General features: G+C 71.2%; 21 protein-coding genes and 1 other RNA gene. 5 read left to right on the top strand and 17 right to left on the bottom strand.

Annotated elements, in window-relative coordinates:
- Positions 1-15: 15 nt before the first annotated feature.
- From MUY22_RS09700 to MUY22_RS09730, 7 genes are all read right to left on the bottom strand, one after another.
- Positions 16-1,686, bottom strand: a complete 1,671-nt coding sequence (locus MUY22_RS09700) for an ABC transporter substrate-binding protein (RefSeq protein ID WP_247058938.1) — start codon at positions 1,684-1,686, stop codon at positions 16-18.
- Positions 1,687-1,960: 274 nt separating this feature from the next.
- On the bottom strand, positions 1,961-2,551 hold the full coding sequence (locus MUY22_RS09705; protein WP_371827664.1) for a uridine kinase: 591 nt from the start codon (positions 2,549-2,551) through the stop codon (positions 1,961-1,963).
- A 4-nt stretch (positions 2,552-2,555) separates the two neighbouring features.
- Positions 2,556-2,990, bottom strand: coding sequence for a DUF2304 domain-containing protein (locus MUY22_RS09710; protein WP_247058939.1), 435 nt, complete (start codon positions 2,988-2,990; stop codon positions 2,556-2,558).
- Between the two features lie 13 nt (positions 2,991-3,003).
- On the bottom strand, positions 3,004-3,705 hold the full coding sequence (locus MUY22_RS09715) for a glycosyltransferase family 2 protein (RefSeq protein WP_247063782.1): 702 nt from the start codon (positions 3,703-3,705) through the stop codon (positions 3,004-3,006).
- A gap of 68 nt (positions 3,706-3,773) precedes the next feature.
- Positions 3,774-5,741 (bottom strand): DUF6541 family protein, encoded by a 1,968-nt coding sequence (locus MUY22_RS09720; RefSeq protein WP_247058940.1) that lies wholly within the window; start codon positions 5,739-5,741, stop codon positions 3,774-3,776.
- 81 nt (positions 5,742-5,822) lie between these two features.
- The gene (locus MUY22_RS09725; RefSeq protein ID WP_247058941.1) at positions 5,823-7,127 is read right to left on the bottom strand and encodes a hypothetical protein; all 1,305 of its coding nucleotides are present in this window, start codon (positions 7,125-7,127) and stop codon (positions 5,823-5,825) included.
- Positions 7,124-8,143, bottom strand: a complete 1,020-nt coding sequence (locus MUY22_RS09730; RefSeq protein ID WP_247058942.1) for a glycosyltransferase family 2 protein — start codon at positions 8,141-8,143, stop codon at positions 7,124-7,126. The genes MUY22_RS09725 and MUY22_RS09730 overlap by 4 nt, the downstream gene beginning before the upstream one ends.
- A gap of 84 nt (positions 8,144-8,227) precedes the next feature.
- On the opposite strand from MUY22_RS09730, the gene MUY22_RS09735 reads away from it, so the two are divergent.
- Together MUY22_RS09735 and MUY22_RS09740 are read left to right on the top strand one after the other, a co-directional pair.
- Positions 8,228-9,325, top strand: coding sequence for a UDP-N-acetyl glucosamine 2-epimerase (locus tag MUY22_RS09735; protein WP_247058943.1), 1,098 nt, complete (start codon positions 8,228-8,230; stop codon positions 9,323-9,325).
- A 57-nt stretch (positions 9,326-9,382) separates the two neighbouring features.
- The gene (locus tag MUY22_RS09740) at positions 9,383-9,940 is read left to right on the top strand and encodes a glucosaminidase domain-containing protein (RefSeq protein ID WP_247058944.1); all 558 of its coding nucleotides are present in this window, start codon (positions 9,383-9,385) and stop codon (positions 9,938-9,940) included.
- On the opposite strand, the gene recR is transcribed toward MUY22_RS09740, so the two are convergent.
- Together recR and MUY22_RS09750 are read right to left on the bottom strand one after the other, a co-directional pair.
- Positions 9,937-10,533: a recombination mediator RecR gene (recR, locus tag MUY22_RS09745; protein ID WP_247058945.1), complete on the bottom strand. Its 597-nt coding sequence runs from the start codon at positions 10,531-10,533 to the stop codon at positions 9,937-9,939. The two genes, MUY22_RS09740 and recR, sit on opposite strands and share 4 nt — an antisense overlap.
- A gap of 5 nt (positions 10,534-10,538) precedes the next feature.
- Entirely contained in the window at positions 10,539-10,901 is a 363-nt protein-coding gene (locus MUY22_RS09750; RefSeq protein ID WP_247058946.1) for a YbaB/EbfC family nucleoid-associated protein, read from the bottom strand.
- 78 nt (positions 10,902-10,979) lie between these two features.
- Here MUY22_RS09750 and MUY22_RS09755 point away from each other — a divergent pair, with 78 nt between their 5' ends.
- A complete protein-coding gene (locus MUY22_RS09755) occupies positions 10,980-11,840 on the top strand; it encodes an N-acetylmuramoyl-L-alanine amidase (protein ID WP_247058947.1) in 861 nt (286 codons plus the stop codon).
- On the opposite strand, the gene MUY22_RS09760 is transcribed toward MUY22_RS09755, so the two are convergent.
- Positions 11,825-12,178: a helix-turn-helix domain-containing protein gene (locus tag MUY22_RS09760; RefSeq protein WP_247058948.1), complete on the bottom strand. Its 354-nt coding sequence runs from the start codon at positions 12,176-12,178 to the stop codon at positions 11,825-11,827. The genes MUY22_RS09755 and MUY22_RS09760 overlap by 16 nt on opposite strands.
- 49 nt (positions 12,179-12,227) lie before the next feature.
- Here MUY22_RS09760 and MUY22_RS09765 point away from each other — a divergent pair, with 49 nt between their 5' ends.
- Positions 12,228-12,659 carry a TIGR03618 family F420-dependent PPOX class oxidoreductase gene (locus MUY22_RS09765; protein ID WP_247058949.1) on the top strand — a complete coding sequence of 144 codons (432 nt, stop codon included), beginning with the start codon at positions 12,228-12,230 and terminating at the stop codon, positions 12,657-12,659.
- A gap of 82 nt (positions 12,660-12,741) precedes the next feature.
- Here the strand turns inward: MUY22_RS09765 and MUY22_RS09770 are convergent, their stop codons facing one another.
- Positions 12,742-15,090 (bottom strand): DNA polymerase III subunit gamma and tau, encoded by a 2,349-nt coding sequence (locus MUY22_RS09770; RefSeq protein WP_247058950.1) that lies wholly within the window; start codon positions 15,088-15,090, stop codon positions 12,742-12,744.
- 44 nt (positions 15,091-15,134) lie between these two features.
- Positions 15,135-16,688, bottom strand: coding sequence for an ALF repeat-containing protein (locus tag MUY22_RS09775; protein WP_247058951.1), 1,554 nt, complete (start codon positions 16,686-16,688; stop codon positions 15,135-15,137).
- Positions 16,689-16,781: 93 nt separating this feature from the next.
- Between MUY22_RS09775 and MUY22_RS09780 the strand changes: the two genes are divergently transcribed.
- Positions 16,782-17,633 (top strand): spermidine synthase, encoded by an 852-nt coding sequence (locus MUY22_RS09780; protein ID WP_247058952.1) that lies wholly within the window; start codon positions 16,782-16,784, stop codon positions 17,631-17,633.
- A 576-nt stretch (positions 17,634-18,209) separates the two neighbouring features.
- Here MUY22_RS09780 and ffs read toward each other — a convergent pair.
- The 5 genes from ffs to MUY22_RS09805 form a co-directional block, all read right to left on the bottom strand.
- An RNA gene (gene ffs / locus MUY22_RS09785) (signal recognition particle sRNA small type) lies at positions 18,210-18,304 on the bottom strand.
- 21 nt (positions 18,305-18,325) lie between these two features.
- Complete coding sequence (locus tag MUY22_RS09790; protein WP_247058953.1) at positions 18,326-18,925, bottom strand: ATP/GTP-binding protein; 600 nt, start codon at positions 18,923-18,925, stop codon at positions 18,326-18,328.
- The gene (locus MUY22_RS09795; protein ID WP_247063784.1) at positions 18,903-19,259 is read right to left on the bottom strand and encodes a DUF742 domain-containing protein; all 357 of its coding nucleotides are present in this window, start codon (positions 19,257-19,259) and stop codon (positions 18,903-18,905) included. The genes MUY22_RS09790 and MUY22_RS09795 overlap by 23 nt, the downstream gene beginning before the upstream one ends.
- Positions 19,259-19,693: a roadblock/LC7 domain-containing protein gene (locus MUY22_RS09800; RefSeq protein ID WP_247058954.1), complete on the bottom strand. Its 435-nt coding sequence runs from the start codon at positions 19,691-19,693 to the stop codon at positions 19,259-19,261. The genes MUY22_RS09795 and MUY22_RS09800 overlap by 1 nt, the downstream gene beginning before the upstream one ends.
- Positions 19,690-22,488: a nitrate- and nitrite sensing domain-containing protein gene (locus tag MUY22_RS09805; RefSeq protein WP_247058955.1), complete on the bottom strand. Its 2,799-nt coding sequence runs from the start codon at positions 22,486-22,488 to the stop codon at positions 19,690-19,692. Before MUY22_RS09805 ends, MUY22_RS09800 begins: the two co-directional genes overlap by 4 nt.
- Positions 22,489-22,490 lie beyond the last annotated feature (2 nt).

Here is a 22,490-nt window from a genome sequence, read left to right on the forward strand (position 1 = left end):
TTGGCCGAAATCAGATCAGCTGACAGTCACGGTGTTGAAGCGCTCGTCGGTGAGCGGGCTCGCCACCAGACCCTTGACCTTCGGGCCGACCACGATCGCCGGGGTCGGGTAGGCGATCGGGATCGCCGGCAGGAAGTCCATGATCTGCTTGTTGACTTCCTGGTACGCCTTGGCGTGGGCGTCACCGGCCGCCGAAGCGTCCGCCGCGCTCAGGGCCGAGAAGAGCTGCGGGTTGTTGAACCCGAACTCCTTCTTCTCACGGCCGAAGAACGTGCCCACGAAGTTGCCGGCGTCGTTGTAGTCACCGGTCCAGCCGAGCAGGTGGAGGTCCTGCTTGCCGGCCTTCTGGACGTCGTCCTTGTAACCACCGTTCCACGGCTCGGCGTGGGTCTCGATCTTGATGCCGATCTTCTTCAGGTCCTCGGAGATCGCCGTGAAGGTGTCCGCCGGGTTCGGCATGTACGGCCGGGTGACCTCGGTCGGGTAGTAGAACTTCAGCGTCAGATCCGTCGCCCCGGCCTCCTGCAGCAGCTGCTTGGCCTTCTCCGGGTCGTACGGGTACTTGGTGACGTCGTCGGTGTAACCCGAGATGACCTTCGGGACGAACTCGGTCGCGACCTCGGAACCCTCGGCCAGCTTCGACTTCACGAACTGCTCGCGGTTGACGCCGTAGGCCAGCGCCTGGCGGACCTTGACGTCCTTGAGCTTCGGGTTGTTGGCCTGGTTGATGCCCAGGTACAGCACGTTGAACGACGGGCGGATGAGAACCTGCTCACCGTCGTTGCGCAGCAGGCCGTAGTCCGCCGGGTTCGGGTAGTCGTAGCCGTTGATGTCGCCGGCCTTGAGCGCCTGCTTGCGGGCGTTCTCGTCCGGGATCACCTTGAAGATCAGCTTGTCGAGCTTCGGCGGCGTCGGGCTGCTGTCGTTCTTGACCAGCGTGATCTCGCCCTTGGCCTGGTCCCAGCTCTCGAACTTGAACGGGCCGGTGCCGACCGGGAACTTGTTCGCGTACTCGCTGTAGGTGAACGAGTCGCCGCTCTGGGTGACCGTGTCGGCGTTGTGCGCCTTGAGCGCGGTCGGGCTCTGGATGGCGAACGACGGCAGCGTGAACGCCGACGGGAACGCGCCCTTGGGCTTGTTCAGGTTCAGGACCGCGGTCGCCGGGTCCTTCGCCTCGCAGCTCTTGTAGACGGGGTCACCCGTCGCGTCGCCCTCGTTCTTGGCGAAGCCCTCGAAGACGTCGCCGTAGTAGATCATCTGGCTCTGGGCGGCGGCGCCCTTCATGTTGAACCAGCGGTCGAAGTTGAAGCAGACCGAGGCGGCGTCCATCGGGGTGCCGTCGGAGAACTTGACGCCCGACTTCAGGGTGAACGTCCAGGTCTTGCCGTCGTTGCTCGGCTCCCACTTCTCGGCGAGAGACGGCTCGAGGTCGGCGGTGCCCGGCTTGTTCTGGATCAGCGTGTCGTAGATCTGGCGGGTGATCCGGAAGGTCTCGCCCTCGTCGTTGAACGCCGGGTCGAACATCTTCGGGTTTCCGGCGGCGCCGAAGATCAGCGTGCCTCCGGTACCACCTCCAGCGCCCTCGTCACGCTTCGAATCCGCACAGGCGGACAGCGAAACCGCGAGCGCGCCGGTGAGCCCGATCAGGGCCACGCGGCGTGTTCGGGTCAGCCGCAATTGCTGCATCTGGCACCCCTTGGGAGATGTTCGGGTTTTTAAGTCACCGTCCGGTCGGTCAGGAACACCCCGGACGATCGGTGTGCTCGCCGACACTAGCGGGAACTCGGCTCGCACTTAAGCACGTGAGGTTACGATCGCGCTACGTGGGCGTCGATTTGACCGCAATGTGTCCGTAAATCACGACAGAATGTGACCATTTGTGGGCTACGAGTGCGCCGAGTGCCCGAACCCTGACTCAGATGGCGGTACCCGCGTTAGCCCAGCAGGGTTTTGCGCGAAGTCACCCTTGATCGATACGGAGTGCTTCGGACACGGAGCGTGAGTGATCCAACCCCGACGAAAGTCGGGTTCCGGCCGCATCGGGGGTGCCGTCGACGGCGAACCAGCCGCGCTCGAACCGTTGCCAGCGGCCCAGTTCCGCCCTCGACGCCACTCCGTCGCGCGCCACGGACCGGGCCAGCCGCTCGGCCTCCGTGCCGCCGGAGATCCAGCAGAGGTGGGAAAGCAGGGGTCTTGCCGAAGCCCGGCCGCTCGAAACACCTTCCAGCACCAGGACGTCCGGCAGCATCACTCGAACGAGTTCCCCCGGCTGCGGGACTCCAGTGGACCAGCCCAGCTGCCGATAGGCGCCGTCGACGCCGGCCGCGAGGGGCTTCAGAACGCCGTCGACGAGCCGTGGCCACCACCCGACCGGGTCGTCCCAGGTCGCGAACGCGTCCGTGCTCACGAGCTCGGTGCGGCACCCGCGGGCCCGCAGCCCGGCGACGACTTCCGAGGCCAGCGTGGACTTCCCGGCCCCCGAGGGGCCGTCGACGGCCAGCAGCCGCACCCTGCCGAGCCGCGCGGGCGCGGCCAGCAGGGCTTCGATCAGCGCGTCACTTGCCGACGCGCTCGACCGCGGGAAGCCCTTTGACGTCGTCCGGGGCCGACACCCGGGCTTCCAGCTCGACGATCCGGCGTTCCAGCTCACGCTTGGCGTCTTCGAGCTCGCAGCGCAGCAACGCGGTCTCCTCGACCGACGTGCGCACTTCTTCCTCCAGGTGCCCGACCTCAGTGGACAGGTGCAGTGACACCAGCGCCAGCACGACACCGGCGAGCAGGAAGACGAAGTTCGACGGGGTCTCGACCCCGCTCAGGTTGGCCAGGAACTGCGCGGCCGACGGGATCACGGCCAGCACCACCACGCCGACGGCGACGACCAGCCACACGCCCGCGTACTTCTCGCGGAGCTTGCGGCGTCGCATCATCTCGAGGACGACGAACAGCACCAAGCAGGCGATGACGATGCTGAGGATGCGCCAACCGGCCATCTTCGCGAGCTCCTTATGCCGAGTCGGACGAGTCGACCGCGGGGCGGCGGCGCACCAGCGCCAGCAGCAGCGCGAGCCCGGCCCGGCCCAGGTAGACAGCGGACTTGACGGGCGAGTGACTGGGGGTGCCGCCCGCGCGCTCACGCATGACGACCGGGATCTCCTTGATGACCAGCTTCGCGCGGATCGCCATCACCAGCGACTCCACCGTGTCGCCGAGGTACTCGGCCGGGTAGTAGCCGGCGAACAGCCGGATCGCGCGCGGGCCCATCGCCTTGAACCCCGACGTGACGTCGGTGAGCTTGGTCTTGCCCAGCCGCGAGAACACCAGCGACAGCGCGACCATGGCGTACTTGCGCGGGCCACTGGCCTTGTACGAGCCCTTGCCGGCGAACCGCGAGCCGATCACGATGTCCGCGTCGTCCAAGCCGCGCAGGAGGGCCTCGAGCTCGTCCGGGTCGTGCTGGCCGTCCGCGTCCACCTGCACGACGACGTCGTACCCGCGCGCGGCGGCGTAGCGGAAACCGGTGCGCATGGCCCCGCCGACCCCGAGGTTCACGGCGAGCCGGGCCACCTCGGCGCCGGCCGCGCGGGCCAAGCGGGCGGTGTCGTCGACCGAACCGTCGTCGACCACCAGCAGGTCGCCGCCCGGGAGCGCCTTCTTCACCTGCTCGATGACCGAAGCGACGCTCGCCTGCTCGTTCAGCGCGGGCATCACGATCAGCACTCGGCGGTGGGTCACGGAGGTCAGAGAAGACGCGGACACGCGATCACTTTAGCCTTTCACTGCCCGTTACCGGCCGGAGACCCAGGCGCGGCCCCGGAAGCGACGACGCCCTGCTGCCCCTCGATCTCGTAGATCGAGGCCCCGGCGTTGTGGTAGACCAGCTTGAACCCGGGGCTCTTGTCCAGGCCCAGGAGGCCGACGTCGTTGGGGGTCGTCTTGGTGACCTTCCCCTCCCCGACGAAGGCGTAGCGCACCTTCAGGTTGGTGAGCAGCCGGCGCACTTCCGGGTACTTCTCGACCTCGTTGGCGTAGACGCTCAGGTAGCCCGCGTCCGTGTTCAGCTCGGCGCCGTAGAAGTTCCACTGCGTCGGCATCACGCCGGCCAGCGCGTACATCCAGACCGAGCCGTCGGCCTTGTCGTTCAGCACCCGCTCGCCCGGCGCGGTGTGCTGCGCGAGCCAGGCGAACGCGGTCTCCTCGTCCTTGCTGACCGTCGGGCCGTCGCTGTAGTTGAGCTGCAGGCGGGCGGCGTTGCGGCCGATGTAACCGCCGCGGCTCAGCCCGCCGACCACCAGGGCCACCACGACGACGCCGGCCAGGGTGAGCGTCGCCGGCTTGAGGTTCGGCAGCCGGGGTGCGACCTTCTCGGCGAACCAGCCGGACGCGGTGTGCGCGAACTCGCCGAACGCGACGCAGCCGGCGAGCGGCACCAGGGCCGCGACGCGCCAGTTGTCGTTGTAGAACGGGCTGCTCAGCGTGTGGATCAGGTTGCTCTCCATCGACACCGTCGCGGCGAAGAGCGTGCCCAGCACGACGTACGCGCCGACCATCCACAGCATCCGGCGGTGCTTGACCAGCAGGAACACACCGATGATGGCCGGGATGCCGATCCACCACTGCGGGAACGCGGCCATCGGCGAGAACGTGATCGTCTCGCCGAACGCGCCGGACACGGTGGCCTCGGACGCCCAGAAGGCGCTCGTCACGCCACCCGCGTTGTACAGCGACGGCAGCACGACCGGGATGCCGAACGCGGCCGCCAGCACGACGCTCGCGACCAGCGAGGTCAGCGACCGCCGCCAGACGATCATCTCGAAGCGGAAGACCACCGCGAGCAGGATCAGCAGGAAGTACACGATGACGACGAACACGACACTCGTGTGCAGCCCGGCCAGCCCGGCGACGCCGACGCCGATGGCGACCGGCCCGGCGATCGAGCGGGGCTCCAGCAGGTGGCGCGCCACCGCGAGCATCGCCGGGATGAGCGCGACCCCGGCGACGAACGGCCACAGCGGGCCGCGCCACAGCGAGTCGTACGGGAACACCGTGAAGCACGCCGACACCGTGGCGGCCGCGGCGACGCCGACGGCCGGCATCCGCCAGGCGTGGCACATCGCGGCGACGCCGAGCGGCACGGTGAGGACCACCGCGAGCGCCGCGAGGTTCAGCGTCGGCATGATCGTCAGGCCGCCCTTGCCGAAGACCAGGGCGAGCAGCGCGTGGTAGGTGTCCGGGTAGAAGTAGTGCGTCTCGTTCGGCAGGTTCGCGATCGTGCCGACGGTCGACGGGCGCGCGTCGCCGTGCTCGGCGATCCAGCGCACCAGGTTGGCGTGGAACGGCGCGTCCCAGCCCTGCTGGACGTTGTCGATGCTCCGGAAGCCGCGCAGGATCGTCACGGTGCCGATGCCCATGCCGGCGGCGACGCCGAGGCCGATGAGCACGTGGTCGCGGACGCTGCGCGCGGGCCGCTCCGGCTCTTCCCAGTCCGGGTGGCGGCGGCGCGTGAACCGGGTCACGGCGAAGGCCAGGCCGAAGCCGGCCGCGGAGAGCACCAGCGTCCACAACGCGACGTTGAGCGTCGTCCAGCGGATGCCGAACCGGCCGAGCACCGGGATGCCGAGCGCGACCAGGCCGAACGTCAGCATCGGCGCGGCGGCGGCCAGCGTCCAGCCGCGCAGCTGGATCGCGGCACCGAACACCAGACCCGGCAGCCAGAACGCGAGCAAAACGAGCAGTACGTTCATCGAATTCGCAGTCCAAACCTTACCGGCACTTCACGCCGTTTCCCGTCCCCACCGGCGGGCCCAACGCACCTTACTGGGCCGCTATGAAGACGTTTCACCGGTGTCCGAGGTTGTCACGGCCGTCGGTTCCGGTGCGCGCCGGAGAACGAACGCGAGCACCACGGCCAGGCCCAGCGTCGGCGCCACGGCCAGTGCGACGACCGCGCGGAACACGGTGTCGCCTGGTAGGAGCACCAGCAGCAGGGACGCCGTGCCGGTGACCACGGCCCACGTGAGCAGCACGAGCTTGGCCTGGGTGCGGGCCACGAGCACGGCCGTGAGCAGCTGCATCGGCACCAGCAGCACCGACGACCACACCAGCCCCGCGACCGACCAGCCGTCGATGTCGTAGCGGGGGCCGCTGATGAACCGCACCGCCCACGGCCCGAGCCACATCCCGACCAGGGCGCCGAGAGCGGCGAGGACCAGGGACGCGGCCGCGCCGAGCGCGAGCACGCGACGCAGCTTGTGGCGGCCTTCGGCGGTGACCGAGAGCCGCACGACGAACGGGACGGCCAGCGACTGCACCGGCCCGATCAGCGTCAGCGGCAGCCGGGCGATGACCAGCGCGGCGAACAGGGCGCCGACGCGGTCGCCGTCGCCGCCCGGGGCCAGCAGGCCGACCAGCGCCGGGTAGCCGGTGATGACCGCGGCCGTCAGGGCCGCGCCGACCAGCAGCATGCCCATCCGGCGGGACGTGACGCCCCAGCCGTCGCCCTCCACGTGCGGGTCGAGCAGCCGCCGGGCCGGCCGGGCGAACAGCAGCCAGGCGAACGACCCCGCGGCGACCGCGACGGCCAGCGAGACGATGTTGTAGGCGACCGAGACGACCAGCACGCCGAGCACGAGTGCCCGGATCGCCGGTTCGGCCACCACGAGCAGCGAGAACGCCTTCACCTTGTGCTGCCCGATCAGCAGCCCGCGGGTGCCGAACTGGCAAGCGAACGCGACGCCGCCGGCCAGCACGATCAGGGCCAGCGACCAGTCGCCGTGGAAGAGCTTTTCGTTGACCGGCGGGATCAGCAGGGCGAGGGAGAAGACCGCCGCGACCAGCACGCCGACGGCCACCGCGCGCAGCGCCGGGCGGCCCGCCTTGCCGCCGCCGAGCGCGGCCACCGCCGACTGGCGGGAGAGCTCCTGCTCCAGCGGCGAGAGCGTGCTGCCGAGGCCCATCACCAGGCCCCAGAAGGTGACGAAGATGGCGTACTCCTGCGGCGGCAGCAGCCGCTGGCAGGCGACGGTGAGGACGTAACCGAGGCCGATCGACACGATCAGCGAGCCGCCGAGGCTGCCCGCGGTCGTGCGGCCGCTGCGGGCGGCGGCCGGAGTCTCCACCTCGGTGCTCATCGGCGCCGGAGCGAGGTCCGCACGGCCATCGCCAGCCCGCGCACGACACCCGCGCCGAAGCCGCCGGCGAACACCGGCAGCAGCTTGGTGACCGCGCGGGCCTCCGGCCCGGTCGCGCCGCACTTCTTCACGACCTCGCCGGCCGCGACCGCGCCGAGCACCCCGGCGGCCAGCGTCGTCTTCGGCTTCTTCGCGGCGAAGGCCAGCCCGAGGACGCCGACGGCGAGCGCGCCGAACAGCGCGTTGCGGGCCGGGCCGGGCGAGCCGATGTAGGAGTCCACATAGGTCGTGCCGCGGAAGTAGGCCTGCTGCGTGAACTTCTTGAAGGAGTCGCGCCCGTTGTAGGTCGCGGACAGCTCCGGGGCCAGCCAGATCCGCTCGCGCTCGGCGATCCAGCGCAGCATGCGGGTGTCGTCGCTGGCGAAGCGGATGTCGTCGAACAGCGACGCGAACGCCGTGACCGAGCCTTCGAGGAGGGCGCGGCGGGCGCAGAAGAACGTCGTCCCCTTCGGGTAGACGTCGAATTCCTCGATGCCGTAGGACATCAGCCGCGGGTTCGCGCAGTACTTGCGCCACGGGACCTTGACCAGCCCGGCCATGAACCCCGCGTACGGGTTGTGCTCGGAGGCGACGTTGATGTGCCCGTTCCAGACCGCGCGCTCGGGGTGGTCCACGAGCTGGTCGCGCAGGAACGTGAGGGTCGGCTCGTCGAGGATGACGCGGCTGTCGAGCAGCGCGATCCACTCGCCGGACGACTTCGCGATGCCCGCGCTGCGGGCCTCGAACCGGCCGCCGTTGGCCTGGCTGAGCACGGTGATGCCGTGGCGTTCGCGCAGTGCGTCCAGCCGGGTCGGCGTGGCGTCGGTGCTGCCGTCGTCGACCACGACGACCTCGATCGGCCAGTTGGCCGCCTCGGCCGAGGCGAGCAGCGCGCCGACACTGCGTTCGATCCAGTCCTGCTCGTTGTAGACCGGGATCACGACGCTGAGCGAGGGGAGGAGCGGGTTCGCACTCACCGGGCCGAGGCTACCCGGCGGCCTCTGCGCCGGGTCGGCCAGTATCCTTGCGCCACCGCACCCGACCAGAAATGGGCCTTCACGGTGATTTCCTTCATTCTCGGCACCACCGCGGAACTGATCAAGATCGCGCCCGTCTACCACGGGATCCGCGAGCGCGGGATGCGGCCCAAGATCTGGTTCACCGCGCAGCACGTCGACGAGGTGGCCGACGTACTGGCCGACCTGGACATGCCGGCGCCCGACGTCTGGCTGGTGCCGGAGGAGAAGGCGCACAACCTCGAGTCGCCGTCGCAGGTGCCGGGCTGGGCCGCGCAGGTCATGCGCACCGCCTGGAGCCGCCGCCACGAGCTGCGCGCCGCCCTGAACGAGGACGGCCGGCCACCGCTGGTGCTGGTGCACGGCGACACGTTCACCACGCCGTACGGCTCGCTGATCGGGAAGCGGATCCTGAAGTCCCGCGTCGGGCACGTCGAGGCCGGGGCGCGGTCGGGCAGCATCCTGTCGCCGCTGCCCGAGGAGCTCAACCGCAAGATCGCGGCGAAGATCGTCGACATGCACTTCGCGCCGAGCATCCGCGAGGTGAACAACCTGCGCAACGCCCGCGGCGTCGTCGTCGACACCGAGGCGAACACCGCGATCGACGCCATGCGCCTGGCCATCAACCAGCCGCTGGACGTGCCGAACCTGCCGGAGAAGTTCGGCCTGGCCACGCTGCACCGCTTCGAGCTGGTCTCGCGCGCGGACAAGTACCGCGAGGTGCTGGAGATCCTGCGCGAACAGAGCCGCAAGATGCCGATCCTGTACATGGCCGGCGCGCCCGAGCGCGAGAAGATCCGCTCGCTGGGCCTGGACAACCTGTTCGACGACAAGTTCATCGCGCAGCCGAAGATGCGGTACCTGAAGTTCCTGCCGCTGGTCGCGCGCGCCGAGTACGTCGTCACCGACTCGGGTGGTCTCTCGGCGGAGTGCTACTACCTCGGCCTGCCGTGCGCGGTGCACCGCGAGCGCACCGAGACGCCGCAGCACCTCGGCGAGACGGTGGTGCTGACGGAGATGCGCGGCGACAAGCTGCAGAACTTCCTCGACACCTACCAGAACCGCCGCGGTGAGTCCTGGATGGACAAGTACCACCCGTCCGAGATCATCGTGGACACCCTGGCGCAGCTCGGCTACTGCTGACGCCCGTTGGGGTGACGCGGGTCGCCGCGGCCGCGGGGATCGGGCAGCTTTGCCGCCATGATCCACTTCGGACTCGCGGCGGTCCTGCTGGCCGTCCCGCCGATCGACCAGGCCGCCACGCGTGACGCGGCGCTGAGCGCGGGGTACCAGCAGGCGTACGTCGGCGCGGCGGCCCCGATCGCCCTGCGGATCCGCGCCGCGTACGACATCCCGGCGTCGGTCACGGTGGCCCAGTCGATCCTGGAGTCGAACTGGGGCCGCAGCAAGCTGTCGACGGCCGAGCTGAACTACTTCGGCTTCAAGTGCGTCCGGCCGGCGAGCCCGGGGCCGATCGCGGTGCGCTGCGCGCGCTACCAGACGTCCGAGTGCGTGCCGTCGCCGTGCCACCCGGTGGACGCGTTCTTCCGCTCGTACGCCTCGGCCGACGACTCGTTCCGCGACTACGGCCGGCTGCTGACGACGTCACCGAACTACGCGGTGGCGTTGCCGGTGCGCGCCGATCCGGACGCGTTCATCCGGGCGGTGGCGCGGAAGTACGCCACCGACCCGGAGTACGCGAACAAGGTGATCCGGCTGATGGACCTCTACGACCTGCGCCGCTTCGACGCCCGCTAGAGCACCCGGCGGCCCGAGAGCGCGCGGCCCAGGGTCAGCTCGTCCGCGAACTCCAGGTCACCGCCCATCGGCAGCCCCGACGCCAGCCGCGTCACGCTCAGCCCCGGGAAGTCGCGCAGCATGCGGACCAGGTACGTCGCCGTCGCTTCGCCCTCGGTGTTGGGGTCCGTCGCGATGATGATCTCGGTGATGTCCGCCTCGCCGATGCGCTTGAGCAGCTCACGCATCCGCAGCTGCTCCGGGCCGATGCCCGACAACGGGTCCAGCGCGCCGCCCAGGACGTGGTAGCGGCCCTTGAACTCGCGCGTGCGCTCGACCGCCAGGACGTCCTTCGGCTCCTCGACCACGCAGATCACCGTGAGGTCGCGGCGCTCGTCGCGGCAGATGCGGCACCGCTGCTGCTCGGAGACGTTGCCGCAGACCTCGCAGAACTGCACGCCCTCCTTGACCTTGCCGAGGACGTCCTGCAGCCGGGAGATGTCCACCGGGTCCGCGGCCAGCAAGTGGAACGCGATCCGCTGGGCGCTCTTCGGCCCGACCCCCGGCAACCGCCCGAGCTCGTCGATCAGGTCCTGGACGACACCTTCGTACAAGTTCGTCAGCCGCCGAAGCCGAGGGCGCCGAGGTCCGGCATGCCGCCACCGCCGCCACCGAGGCCGCCGGCCAGCGGGCCGAGCTTCTGCTCGGTGAGCTTCTGCGCGCTCGCCGACGCGTCGCGGACCGCCGCCACGATCAGGTCGGACAGGGTCTCGACGTCGTCCGGGTCGACGACCTTCGGGTCGATCTGGAGGCTCTTGAGCTGGCTGTCACCGGACACGGTCGCGGTGACCAGCCCGCCGCCGGCACTGCCGGTGACCTCGGTGTTGGCGAGCTCCTCCTGCGCCTCGACGAGCTTCTGCTGCATCTGCTGGGCCTGCTGCATCAGCTGGGAAATGTCGAAGCTGCCGCCGGGTTGCACCATGATCGCACTCGGTCCTCTCTGCACGCCTGTGTCACCACCAGGGTAGTCGCGCCACGGGCGGGCCCCGGTTGTGGCACCGTGGTCGCCGTGCGACGCGCGATTGCTCCCCTCCTGCTGGCCGGTGCCCTGCTGCTCACCGGCTGCGAAGAAGACACCCCGGCGGCTCCCGCGCCCGCCCCCGTCGTCACCCGGACGGTCACGCCCACGCCGACGACCGTCACGCCTTCGCCGGTCGTGCCGCCCGCGCCGCCCTCTTCGGCGGCCGCGCCACCGGTCGCCCCGGTCGCTTCGGGCAAGGTCGTCGTGCTCGACCCGGGGCACAACGGCGGCAACGGCTCGCACAGCGCGGAGATCAACCGGCTCGTGCCCGCGGGGCGCGGGCAGACCAAGCCGTGCAACACCACCGGCACGTCGACCAACGCCGGTTACCCCGAGCACGCGTTCACCTGGGACGTCTCCCAGCGGGTCGGGGAAGCGTTGTCGGCCAAGGGGATCCGCGTCGTCTACACGCGACAGAACGACACCGGCGTCGGCCCGTGCGTCGACAAGCGGGCCGCGGCCGGCAACGACGCGAACGCCGACGCCGTCGTCTCGATCCACGCCGACGGCTCGAACGCGCCCGGGGCGACCGGCTTCCACGTCGCCTACTCGTCGCCGCCGCTGAACGCGGCGCAGGGCGCGCCGTCGACGCGGCTGGCCCAGACGTTGCGCGACACGATGCGCACGGGCGGCTTCAGCGTGTCGAACTACATCGGCGGCAACGGCCTTTCGGCGCGCGCGGACCTCGGTGGCCTGAACCTCTCGACGCGGCCGATCGCGCTCGTCGAGTGCGGGAACATGCGCAACGCCGCCGAAGCGGCCCGGATGTCGAGCGCCGAGGGGCGGCAGCAGTTCGCGTCCGCCATCGCGGCGGCGATCGAGGCCTACCTGGCCTCGTGAGCCGCGGTGACGGCCTCGCCGTGCAGGGTCGCCCACTTCGTGAGGACGCCGATCGGCTCGACGAGCGTCTGCCCGAGGTCCGTGAGGCTGTAGTCGACGCGCGGTGGCGCCTCGGCGTAACCGCGGCGGTCGACCAGGCCGTAACCCTGGAGCTTGCGCAGCGTCTGGGTGAGGACCTTGCGGGAGATGCCGCCGATGAGGTCGACGAGCTCGCCGTGCCGCCGCGGGCCGCGGCTGAGCGCGAACACCACGACGACGGCCCACTTGTCGGCGATGATCTCGATCGCCAGCCGGGCCGGGCAGTCCGCGAGGAAGACGTCACCGGGGAAGTCACCCATGGGAACCAAGGTACCGAGGAGTACCTGTCGGCTTCCTAGTCTCGGGGGTATGGAACTCCCCGAAAGCAGCCACCGGCTGTTCGAGCGGCCCTTCAACGCCGTACTGACCACGATCAACCCGGACGGCTCCCCGCAGACGTCGATGGTCTGGGCCAGCCGCGAGGGCGACGAGATCGTGATGGGCATGGAAGGCCGCCGGCCGAAGGTGCGCAACATCCGCAACGACCCGCGCGTGACGGTCCTGATCGAGGACCACGACGGCCACGACGCGCGTGGGTTGCCGCAGTACCTGCTGGTCCGCGGCACGGCGTCGATCGTGGGCCCGGACATCGCCGACGAGTTCACGGCGCTGATGGACCGCCAGGCCCAGCGCTACCTCGGCGTCCCGAAGTACCTGCTGGGCAACCAGGGCTCGCCGACCGCGGTGATCGTCCGGATCAAGGCGGACCGGGTCACGGGCATCGGCCCCTGGGCCTCCTGACCCCCGTACCCCCAGGGCCGAAAGCCGTGAAGGCCTCCTTACCGGCTCTTATGGCCGGTAAGGAGGCCTTCACGGACCTTGGTCAGTCCAGGGGGCGGGCGCCCAGCTGGTCCGAGATCAGCCTGCGGGCCAGCTCGTCCGGGTCCTGGTCCGGCGGGGGCGGCGGTGGCGGTGGGGCCGGGCTGGCGTCCTCGTTGTAGAGGTCGTCGTCGTCCTCGTCGGAGGGTTCCGGGGGTAGCGGGATGTCCGGCTCGGCCGTCGTGACCTTGGGGCGCACCGGCTGGGCCGGGGCGGGCGGGGCCGCTGGGCGGGCAGGTGCGGCGGGCGGGGCCGGGGGCGCCGCGGGGGCGGCCGCCGACTGGCGGGTGAACGACTGCTTCGGCGCGGGCGCCGCCTGCTGGGCGCGGGCCGCGGGGGCGGCTGACGGGGCGTTGCCGTGGACGCAGCGGACCTGCCAGTCACCGCCGAGGACCTCGGTCAGCGCGCCGGCGATCTTGCGGGCGTTGTCCTGGTCGGACAGCCGGCGGGCCAGCGGCTCGGACTTGTGCGTCAGCGTGACGGCGCTGCCCTCGACGGTCGCCACCGTGGCCTGCGTGAGCATCGCCTCGAGGCTGCGGCCGCCGGTGAACTTGCGCAGCGCCGTCATCAGCTGCGGCCAGATGTTCCGGAGCCCGGCCGCGTCCAGCGCGCCGGGCGCCGCGGGTGCGGCGGCGGCCACCGGCTCGGGCTCGACGGCCGGGGCGGGTGGGTCCCCGCCCGGCGTCCGGGTCGCGCCCCAGCCGCTGGCGTCGCTGGGTGCGGCCGCCGCCGGCTGCGCGGGGATCCCGCCGCCCGGGGTGCGAGGTGTGCCCCAGCCACCGTCCGCGGACGCCGAAGTGGCGACCGGCGCGCCGGCACCGGCCGATGCGGCAGCAAGCTGGGCCGAACCGGCTGGTGCGGCAGCAGGCTGCACAGGACCGCCCGGCGCAGCAGCAGACTGCGCGGCGGCAGCCGCAGGAGCGGGCTGAGCCGAGCCAGCAGCAGGCTGCGCAGGACCGCCCGGCGCAGCTGCGGACTGCGCGGGACGAGCCACCGCCGGAGCGGGTTGAGCCGAGGCGGCCGCGGAAGCGGGACTGGCCGGCGGGTTCGGTTCGGCCGCAGGCGGTTCCGGGATCGCCACCGGCGCCGGGCCGGCCGATGCCGGGCGCTGCGACGGCCGTGAGAACTCCTTCTCCGGCGCGGCCCGCATCGGCGGCTCGACGCCACCTTCGGCGGGCGCGCCACCGCCGGCGACCACCGTCGCGCGGCGTTCCAGCCGCTCGATCCGCGCCAGCAGCGCCTTTTCCGCGTCGGTGACCGACGGCAGCAGCATCCGCGCGCACAGCAGCTCGAGCACGAGCCGGGCGGACGTCGCGCCGCGCATCTCCAGGAGTCCATTGTGGACGATGTCGGCGTAGCGCGAAAGCGTGCCCAGGCCGAGGCGTTCGGCCTGGCCGACCATCCGCGCCAGTTCGTCTTCGGGCGCGGACACCAGGCCACCCGCGGACTCCGGCACCGCGCGCAGCAGCACCAGGTCGCGCAGCCGGTCGAGCAAGTCGGTCGCGAACCGGCGCGGGTCGTGCCCGGCTTCGGCGACCTTCTCGACGGTGCCGAACACCGTGCCGGCGTCGTCGGTCGAGAGCGCGTCGACCATGTCGTCGATCAGCGCGACGTCGGTGACGCCCAGCAGCGACACCGCGCGGCTGTAGTTGATCCCGTCGGGCCCGGCGCCGGCGAGCAGCTGGTCGAGCACCGACTGCGTGTCGCGCGCCGAACCGCCACCGGCCCGGATGACCAGCGGGTAGACCGCGGGCTCGACCTCGACGCCCTCGGATGCGACGTTGCTTTCCAGCAGCGTGCGCATCGCGCCGGGCGGGATCAGCCGGAACGGGTAGTGGTGCGTGCGCGAGCGGATGGTGGTGAGCACCTTGTCCGGCTCGGTGGTCGCGAAGATGAAGATGACGTGCTCTGGCGGCTCTTCCACGATCTTCAGCAGGGCGTTGAAGCCCTGCGTGGTGACCATGTGCGCCTCGTCGATGATGAACACGCGGTAGCGCGACTCGGCGGGGGCGTAGAACGCCTTGTCCCGCAGCTCACGGGCGTCGTCGACACCACCGTGGCTGGCCGCGTCGAGCTCCGTGACGTCGACGCTGCCCGAACCCTCCGGCGCGAGCGCCTTGCAGGAGCTGCACTCGCCGCACGGGTCCGGTGTCGGGCCCTTCACGCAGTTCAGCGAGCGCGCCATGATGCGCGCGCTCGACGTCTTTCCGCAGCCGCGCGGGCCGGAGAAGAGGTAGGCGTGGTTGATCCGCCCGGCGGACAACGCCGTGCGGAGGGGTTCGGTCACATGCTCCTGCCCGACGACCTCGGCGAAGGTTGCCGGACGGTACTTGCGGTACAGCGCGAGAGCCACGCCGCGAGAGTACCGGGACCGTCCGACAACCTTCGCCGTGCGGGTCAGGCCAGGGCAGCGGCCTCGGCGACCAGGGCGTTCACCTTCGCGACGTGCTGCGCCGTGAAGGCGTCACGCGCCCGCGCCTTGAGCAGCTCACCGTCCAGGTACGCCTGCAGGGCCGAGTCGGGACCGTCGAGCACACCCTGCGCGACGGCGACGACCTCGGGCCCTTCCGACAGCGTCCGGGTCGCGTACACCGACAGGTCGATCAGGTGCGTGACGTACTGGCCGTGCGCCAGGAACTCGCGGACGTCGGCGACGGTGCCGTCGAGGGCCTTCTGGGCCGCCGGCTTCGTCGACGGGCCGCCGGCCGCCAGGATCTGGTTGACCTCGACGCGGTCGTCGGTGTCGCGGCCCGGGTAGTCGCCGGTGCGCAGCAGCGCGGCGACGCCGGCGTACGGGCCCGCGAGCGCGTCCCGAGCGGCCTGGCGCAGGCCCGGACGGGCCTTCGGGTCCGCCGCGATCGCCGCGACGGCCACCCGGTCGTCGGACTCCTGCGCGACGGCCAGGCCGCTGTGCACGAAGGTGACGACGTCGTCGTCCGAGCCGCTGAGCGCGGCGCGGGCGGCGTCCTTGACCGCGGCCCCGCCGTTGCGCAGCAGGTAGACCGACGCGCGCCGGCCGTTCGGCACCGTCAGGGCCGGGTCGGCCGCGTCGGCCAGCAGCTCGTCGTTGTCGGCCTTGGCCTGCGCGGCGCGGACCGCGGCCTCCTTGGCCTGCTGCTGCGCGGTGGCCTCGGCGCCCGCCGCGGCCTGGCCGTCCTGCTGGTTCTTGCTCTGCTGGGCGGCGAGCCGTTCGGCGTTCGCCTTCCGCGCGTCCGACGCGAGCTTCGCGGCCTGGGCAGCCGCGATCTGGACCGCGACGCCGTTGTGCCGGGCCTTGGCCGCCTTCGCGCCGTCGACCTGGCCCTGGACGGCGGTGAGCTCGGCGTCACCGGCCGCGGCGACCTGCTTCCAGAGGGCCAGGAAGTACCGGACGTCGGCCGGGTCGCCGTCGAGAGCCGTCTGCGCGGCGGCCTTGACCTCGGGCCCGCCGGCGGCGAGCGCCTGGTTCGCGGTGATCCGGTCGTCGGTGTCCCTGGCCTGCTGCAGGCCGGTTTCGAGGAACGCGCGGACGTCGGCGGGCGTGCCGTCGAGCGCCTGCTGGGCACGCGCGTTCACGGTCGGGCCGCCGGTGCTCATGGCCTGGCCGACGGCGATCCGGTCGTCGGCCACCCGGGCCCGGGCCAGGCCGGTGGCCAGGAACGCGCGGACGTCGTCGACGGTGCCGCTGAGCGCCTGCTGGGCGGCGCGCTTGGTGGCCGGGCCGCCGGTGGTCAGGGCCTGGGTGACCAGGACCCGGTCGTCGTCGTCCTTGGCCTGGTAGCGGCCGGTGGCCAGGAAGGCCTGCAGGTCGGCCGGCGAGCCGAGCAACGCCGTTTCGGCGCCCCGGGCCACGCCGGGGCCGCCGGTCTCCAGCAGCGAGACGGCCTGGGCCCGGTCGGGCAGGACGTCCGCCGAAGCGGGCGTCGCGAGTACGCCGACGGCCAAGGCCGCGGCAACGAGAACTGCGTTCACACGCAAGGTGATCCCCCTCGGATCGGTCGATCTTCCACTCCCCTATCGCCGGTGAAGCAAGAATGTTTCCGACCCCGGCTAGGCTCCGGTTCCGTGAGTCGAACGAGCAAGCCGGCACCGATCCCGGGCCAGTACCCGGTGCGGTTCGGGGCAGCGGAGCTCCAGCGCTTCGCCGACCGCGGCAACGCATGGCTGCTGTCAGTGGGCGGAGTGGCCCAGTCGTACGTGGACCTGGACGACCCGACCCACCTGGAGTTCGACTACGTCCGCCGCTTCGGCGACGTAGTGGACCTACTACCGCCAGGCCCGGTAGACGCGCTACACATAGGCGGAGCGGCCTGCACCCTCCCGCGCTACATAGCGGCAAAGCGCCCGGGCTCCCGCCAGCTGGTCTTCGACGCAGACCCGGAACTGGTAGACGTAGTACGCACCCAGCTGGGCCTGAAAATCCCAGGCCTGAGAGTCCGAATAACGGACGGCCGAGAAGGCCTGGCGACCCGCAGGGAAAACACAGCAGACCTGGTAGTGGTAGACGCATTCGAACAGGCAACCCTGGCAGGCGGCCTGGCAACCCTGGAATCAGTAAGCTCGATAGAGCAAATCCTCCGCCCCACCGGCACCTACCTGGCCAACATCACAGACGGAGCAGGCCTCCCCTTCGCCCGCCGCTTCCTGGCCACCCTGAAAGAGGTATTCCCCCAGGTAGTACTACTGGCGGACCCAGGAGTACTGAGAGGACGCCGCTTCGGAAACCTGGTGTTCGCAGCATCGGCAACAGGAATCCCCACAGCGGCATTGGCAGCCCGAACAGCCTCGGCAGCCTTCCCGGCAAGATGCGTAGAGGGCACAGAACTAACAAAACTGGCAGGAAAAGCAAAGCCGATAACAGACAACGACAAACCCCCACCCCCAAAGCCACCAAAAGACATCCTGGGCGTGTTCTAGGCCAAGAAGGGCGCAGCACACGCGGGCTACAAGAGAGGCCGGGCAGCGCACGCAGGTAACGAGGAGTGCTCGGCAGCGCACTCAGGCCGCAATAGAGGCACAGGGGGCGGGGGAGCTCAAGTTACGAGAAGTGCCCGGCAGCGCGCTCAGGCTGCGAGGAAGACCACGGCAGCGCTCCCAGGTCGCGAGAGTGGCACCGTGGGGGACGAGAACGGCCCGGCGGCGCACCCAAGCAGCAATGCAGGCCCGGCAGCACACGCAGGCCGCAAGGAGGGCCCAGCAGCACACGCAGGCCACGAGGGGGCCCAGCAGCACACGCAGGCCGCGAGGGGGCCCCGGCAGCACACGCAGGCCACGAGGAGGCCCGGCAGCACACGCAGGCCACGAGGAGGCCCGGCAGCACACGCAAGCCGCGAGGAGGGCCCGGCAGCACACGCAGGTCACGAGGGGGCCACGGCAGCGCTGCCAGACCACGAGGGAGGCACCGTGGGGGTCCGGGGGCTCGGCCCCCGGGTAAAAGAACGAAGTGAAGGCCCCCGGCGAAGGGGCGAAGCCCCGAGAGCAGGGAGGCCGAAACGAAGGGGACCCCGCGCACCCGTCAGAGCCTGCTTATCCTTGCTGCCTTCCGGCCCTGGGGAAGTTCACAGGGTGGACGCCGCGCGGGGTCCGTGGTCAAGTGTAGCGGGTCCCGCTCAGGCCCCCGCACCAGCCTGCGCTCGGGCCCGTTTGAACGTGTTGTGCAGGACCGCCAGCAGCGCGTCGCGCACCGACAGCTTCTGGCGTGCGTCGAACGTGATCAGCGGGACGTCCTCGCTCACCGCCAGTGCCCAGCGGATGTCGTCCAGGTTGTGGCCCAGTGCGCCGTCGAACATGTTGACCGCGACCACGAACGGGAGCCCGGCGTTCTCGAAGTAGTCGACCGCGGGGTAGCAGTCGTCCATCCGGCGGGTGTCCACGATGACCAGCGCGCCCAGGGCGCCGTGGACCAGGTCCTGCCACATGAAGCCGAAGCGGTCCTGGCCGGGCGTGCCGAACAGGTACAGCTTGACCTCGTCGTCGATCGTGATGCAGCCGAAGTCGAGGGCGACCGTCGTCGTGGTCTTCGCCGGGACGTGGCCCGTGCGGTCGACGTTCGCCGCGACCGACGTGATCGCCGCCTCGGTCGTCAGGGGCTTGATCTCGGAGATGGACGACACCGCCGTCGTCTTGCCGACGCCGAAGCCGCCCGCGATGACGATCTTGACCGGTGCCGGCGGCCGGGCTGCCTGCTCAGTGAATGGCTTCGAGTCCACGAATGACCCTTTCGATCATGCCGAGGTCGTGCGAGTTGTGGTTCCCCGGCCGGCGGACGACGACGTAGCCCTGCTCGGCGAGGTCGGCCACCAGCACGCGCGCGACGCCGATGTGCAGGCCGAGCAGGGCGGCCACTTCGGCGACCGACACCGTGCTGCGGCAGAGGGAAACGATTTCCTGGCGTTCGAAGGTGAGCTTCGGGTGCGACGCCGCGCCGAGCCGTGACGTCATGACCTGCGCCTCGATCTCGAGGCTCTGGTCGACCGGCTGCGCCCGTCCCGAGGTCATCAGGTAGGGCCGCAGCAGCGAGGTGTCCGGGTCGTCGTCGGCCATCACGAACCGACGCTGTTCTTCAGCTCCTCGATGAGCCCGGGCGTGAGGACTTCGGTGGCGCGGTTGGCGAACATCGCCATCTCGTAGGCGATCGTGCCGAGGCTCGCCTGCTTGTTGGCGAGGACGCCGAGCGAGCAGCCGATGCTGATGGTGCAGACCAGCAGGTAACCGTGCTCCAGCTCGATGATCACCTTGTCGGGCGCGCCGAGCGGGTGGCTTTCGGAGACGCCGTGGGCGAGGCCGAGCATGGCGGACGAGATCGCGGCGAGGCGGTCGGCGTTGGAGCGCTCGAGCTCCGAGGACACCGCGATCAGCAAGCCGTCGGCCGAGACCGCGATGGCGGCGATCGCGCCCGCGGTGTGCTGCGCGAAGCGGCTCACCAGCCAGTTGAAGTTCTGGGCTTCGACGCTGACACCAGGTGCGGGGATGCTCATTTCCTGCTCTCTTCTTCTCGTTCCATCACACGACCGGCGACCACGCCCGGCGGCGGGGTGTCTGCCGTAAGCTCGTCCGCCTTGGCCAGGCCGGCGGCGAACGAGTCGAACGCCGCGCGCTCGGCCGCCGGGTCCCGCTTGGCGCGGTTCACGACGGGCCGGGCGATCGGCCGGCCCGCGGCCTCCTGCTTGCGGAGGCCGGGGGCGAGCTGGGCGCCGGGCACGCGCCGGGTCAGGCCGTCCCGCGAGATCGGGGCGGTGGCCGGCGGCGGGGCGACGGCGGCCGAGAGCCCGATCCGGTCGGTTCCGGGGACGCGCACCGGGAGCGGCGGCGTCGCCGCGACGGGGTCGGTCACGACGGTGGGCGGCGCGGGCGGCGGCTCGGCCGGCGTACCGGCCTCGACGTCCACGGCGGCCTTGGCGAACGCCTCCTGGAAGCCGTCCATGGCGACCCTGGTGGCCTCCGGGTCGTGGCGCGGCTTGTCGTCGACGACCGCGGCGGTCGTGCCCGGGCTGGGCAGCTGCGCACCGCGGACGCGACGGCGCAGGCCGCCACGGGACTCCGACTTCGGCTCTTCGGCGACGTCGGGAGCGACGTCGGGGGCGGCGACGGCGGGATCGGCGGGTTCGTCGTCCGGCCACACCGGAGCCAGCTGGTTGAACCAGCGGAACCCGTTGGCGTGGAGGGTGCCGAGCAGGGCCGGGATCGCCGGCGACGGCAGTTCCTTCTGGCGCTCCGGCTCCGCGGGCCGGAACATGTCCAAAGTGGACTTCGAGCGCGGCGCCGGCGCCGGGGCGGCGTGCCGGGGTTTCGGCGTGGCCACCGGGGGTGCCGCCTGCGCCGGGATCGCCGGCGCGCGGTCGGCCTTCGGGAGCAGCCCGGTGCGGTGGTCGAACAGCGACGGCGGGACCGTCAGCCGCGCGGTCACGCCGCCGGTCGTCGGCGTCGCGAGCAGTTCGACGCCCAGCTCGTGGCGCCGCGCGAGGCGGCCGACCACGAACAGGCCGAGCACACTGGTCGGCGCGAGCTCGAGGCGTTCGCGCTCGACGAGCCGCTTGTTCTCCTGCGCCATTTTTTCGGCGGTCATGCCGATGCCGTGGTCGACGATGCTCACCAGGCACGAGCCGTCGGTGAGGAACATCGTGTCCACCTCGACCATCGAGCCCGGCGGCGAGAACGACGTCGCGTTCTCCAGCAGCTCGGCGAAGACCAGCACCAGGTCGGCGCCCAGCGCCGAGGACAGCAGGATCTCCGCGACGACGCCGAGCTTGACGCGCTGGTAGTCCTCGATCTCGGCCAGCGCGGACCGCAGGGCGGTGGCCAGCTCGATCGGACCGGCGATGCGGGCCTCGTCGCGGGTGCCGGAGACGACGAGCAGGTTGTCGGCGTTGCGGCGCAGGCGGGTGGAGAGGTGGTCGAGCCGGTAGAGGCTGGCCAGCAGGCGGGTGTCCTGCTCGTTGCGCTCGACCTCGTCGATCAGCGCGAGCTGGCGGCCGACGAGGTTCTGCGTGCGCTTCGCGACGTTCGCGAACATGAGACTGGTGTTGCGCCGGGTGAGCGCCTGCCGCTCGACCAGCTCGGCGGCGGTCGTCTGGACCCGGTTGAACGCCGCGGCGAGCTTGCCGAGCTCGTCGTCGGAGGTGACGTCGATGGTGGCCAGCCGCGGGACCTGCTCCTCGGCCTCCTCGGTGTCGGTCACGCGGACGAGCTCGGTGCCGGCGAGGTCGGCGACCGACGTCGCCGCCGTGGTCAGCCGCCGCAGCGGCTGGGCGATCGAGCGGGACACCGCGACGGCGAGGAAGGCGACCAGCAGGAACAGCGCGGCGGCGCCGACGCCGACGGTCCAGGCCAGCCGGGTCGCGTCGCCGGCCCGGCCGGTCGCGCCGTCGGCGATCTCGCCGGTGACCCGTTCCTGGACGAGCTTCCGTTGTCCCGCCTGGGTTTCCGCCGCGGCGAGGACGTCGGTGACGTACTGGCCGGTGGCCGCCGCGTCACGCGGGTTGTCGATCTGGGCGGCGAGGTCTTCGATCCGGCGGCCGGCGTCGCTCTGCTCGACGTTGACGACCAGCGACGCCTGCTGGTTGTCGGACGCGTTGTCGGCCTGCTGGACGAACCGGTCGGTGAAGATCGGCGCCTGCTGGGTCGCGTCGTCCAGGATGGACTTGCCGGCGTCCGGCGCGACCGCCGTCACGATCAACGCCATGCCGCGCAACGAGTTCTCCTCGTTCGCGCGCAGCAGCGCTTCGAGGGCGGTCAGCTCCCGGGTGCCCTCGGCGTCACTGGTCAGCTGCGGCACCAGCCGCAGCGAGTCGATGACCGCGCCGATCACGGCGTGGTAGGTGCGGGCGACGCTGTCGAGCGCGACCCCGCGGCGTTCGGCGTTCTGCCGCAGCTCGTTCAGCGAGCCGATCCGGGTCAGCGCCGCCGACAGCTCGTCCGGCGCGTCGGCACCGAGCGAGGACCGCACGTCCTCGACCGCGGCGTCGACCATCCGGCGCTGCTTCGTCATCTCGTCCGGGGACATCGACGGCGTCGCGACGAACGCGCCGGTCAGCAGCCGCTCCCGCTGCAGCTGCCAGACCAGGCCGCCGAGCTGCTGGGTGTGCCGCGCCACGGTCGCCGACTGCGTGGCCGCCGTCGCGCTGTTCACCTGGGTCAGCACGAACGGCACCGAAACCAGGACCACCGCGACCAGCGGCGGCAGGAGCAGCAGGTTCAGCTTGCCGCGAATGCCGAGCCGCGCGAGGAATCCCCCGCCGCCCGCCCGTTTCGCGGTCGACCTGCCGTGCCTCATCC

The sequence above is a fragment of the Amycolatopsis sp. WQ 127309 genome (assembly GCF_023023025.1).
Classification (GTDB): Bacteria; Actinomycetota; Actinomycetes; order Mycobacteriales; family Pseudonocardiaceae; genus Amycolatopsis.

Coding starts and splice junctions, on each gene's coding strand:
- MUY22_RS09700 (WP_247058938.1), bottom strand. CDS start 1,686: ATGCAGCAATTGCGGCTGACCCGAACACGCCGCGTGGCCCTGATCGGG.
- MUY22_RS09710 (WP_247058939.1), bottom strand. CDS start 2,990: ATGGCCGGTTGGCGCATCCTCAGCATCGTCATCGCCTGCTTGGTGCTG.
- MUY22_RS09715 (WP_247063782.1), bottom strand. CDS start 3,705: ATGCCCGCGCTGAACGAGCAGGCGAGCGTCGCTTCGGTCATCGAGCAG.
- MUY22_RS09720 (WP_247058940.1), bottom strand. CDS start 5,741: ATGAACGTACTGCTCGTTTTGCTCGCGTTCTGGCTGCCGGGTCTGGTG.
- MUY22_RS09725 (WP_247058941.1), bottom strand. CDS start 7,127: ATGAGCACCGAGGTGGAGACTCCGGCCGCCGCCCGCAGCGGCCGCACG.
- MUY22_RS09740 (WP_247058944.1), top strand. CDS start 9,383: ATGATCCACTTCGGACTCGCGGCGGTCCTGCTGGCCGTCCCGCCGATC.
- MUY22_RS09750 (WP_247058946.1), bottom strand. CDS start 10,901: ATGGTGCAACCCGGCGGCAGCTTCGACATTTCCCAGCTGATGCAGCAG.
- MUY22_RS09760 (WP_247058948.1), bottom strand. CDS start 12,178: ATGGGTGACTTCCCCGGTGACGTCTTCCTCGCGGACTGCCCGGCCCGG.
- MUY22_RS09765 (WP_247058949.1), top strand. CDS start 12,228: ATGGAACTCCCCGAAAGCAGCCACCGGCTGTTCGAGCGGCCCTTCAAC.
- MUY22_RS09795 (WP_247063784.1), bottom strand. CDS start 19,259: ATGGCCGACGACGACCCGGACACCTCGCTGCTGCGGCCCTACCTGATG.
- MUY22_RS09800 (WP_247058954.1), bottom strand. CDS start 19,693: ATGAGCATCCCCGCACCTGGTGTCAGCGTCGAAGCCCAGAACTTCAAC.
- MUY22_RS09805 (WP_247058955.1), bottom strand. CDS start 22,488: ATGAGGCACGGCAGGTCGACCGCGAAACGGGCGGGCGGCGGGGGATTC.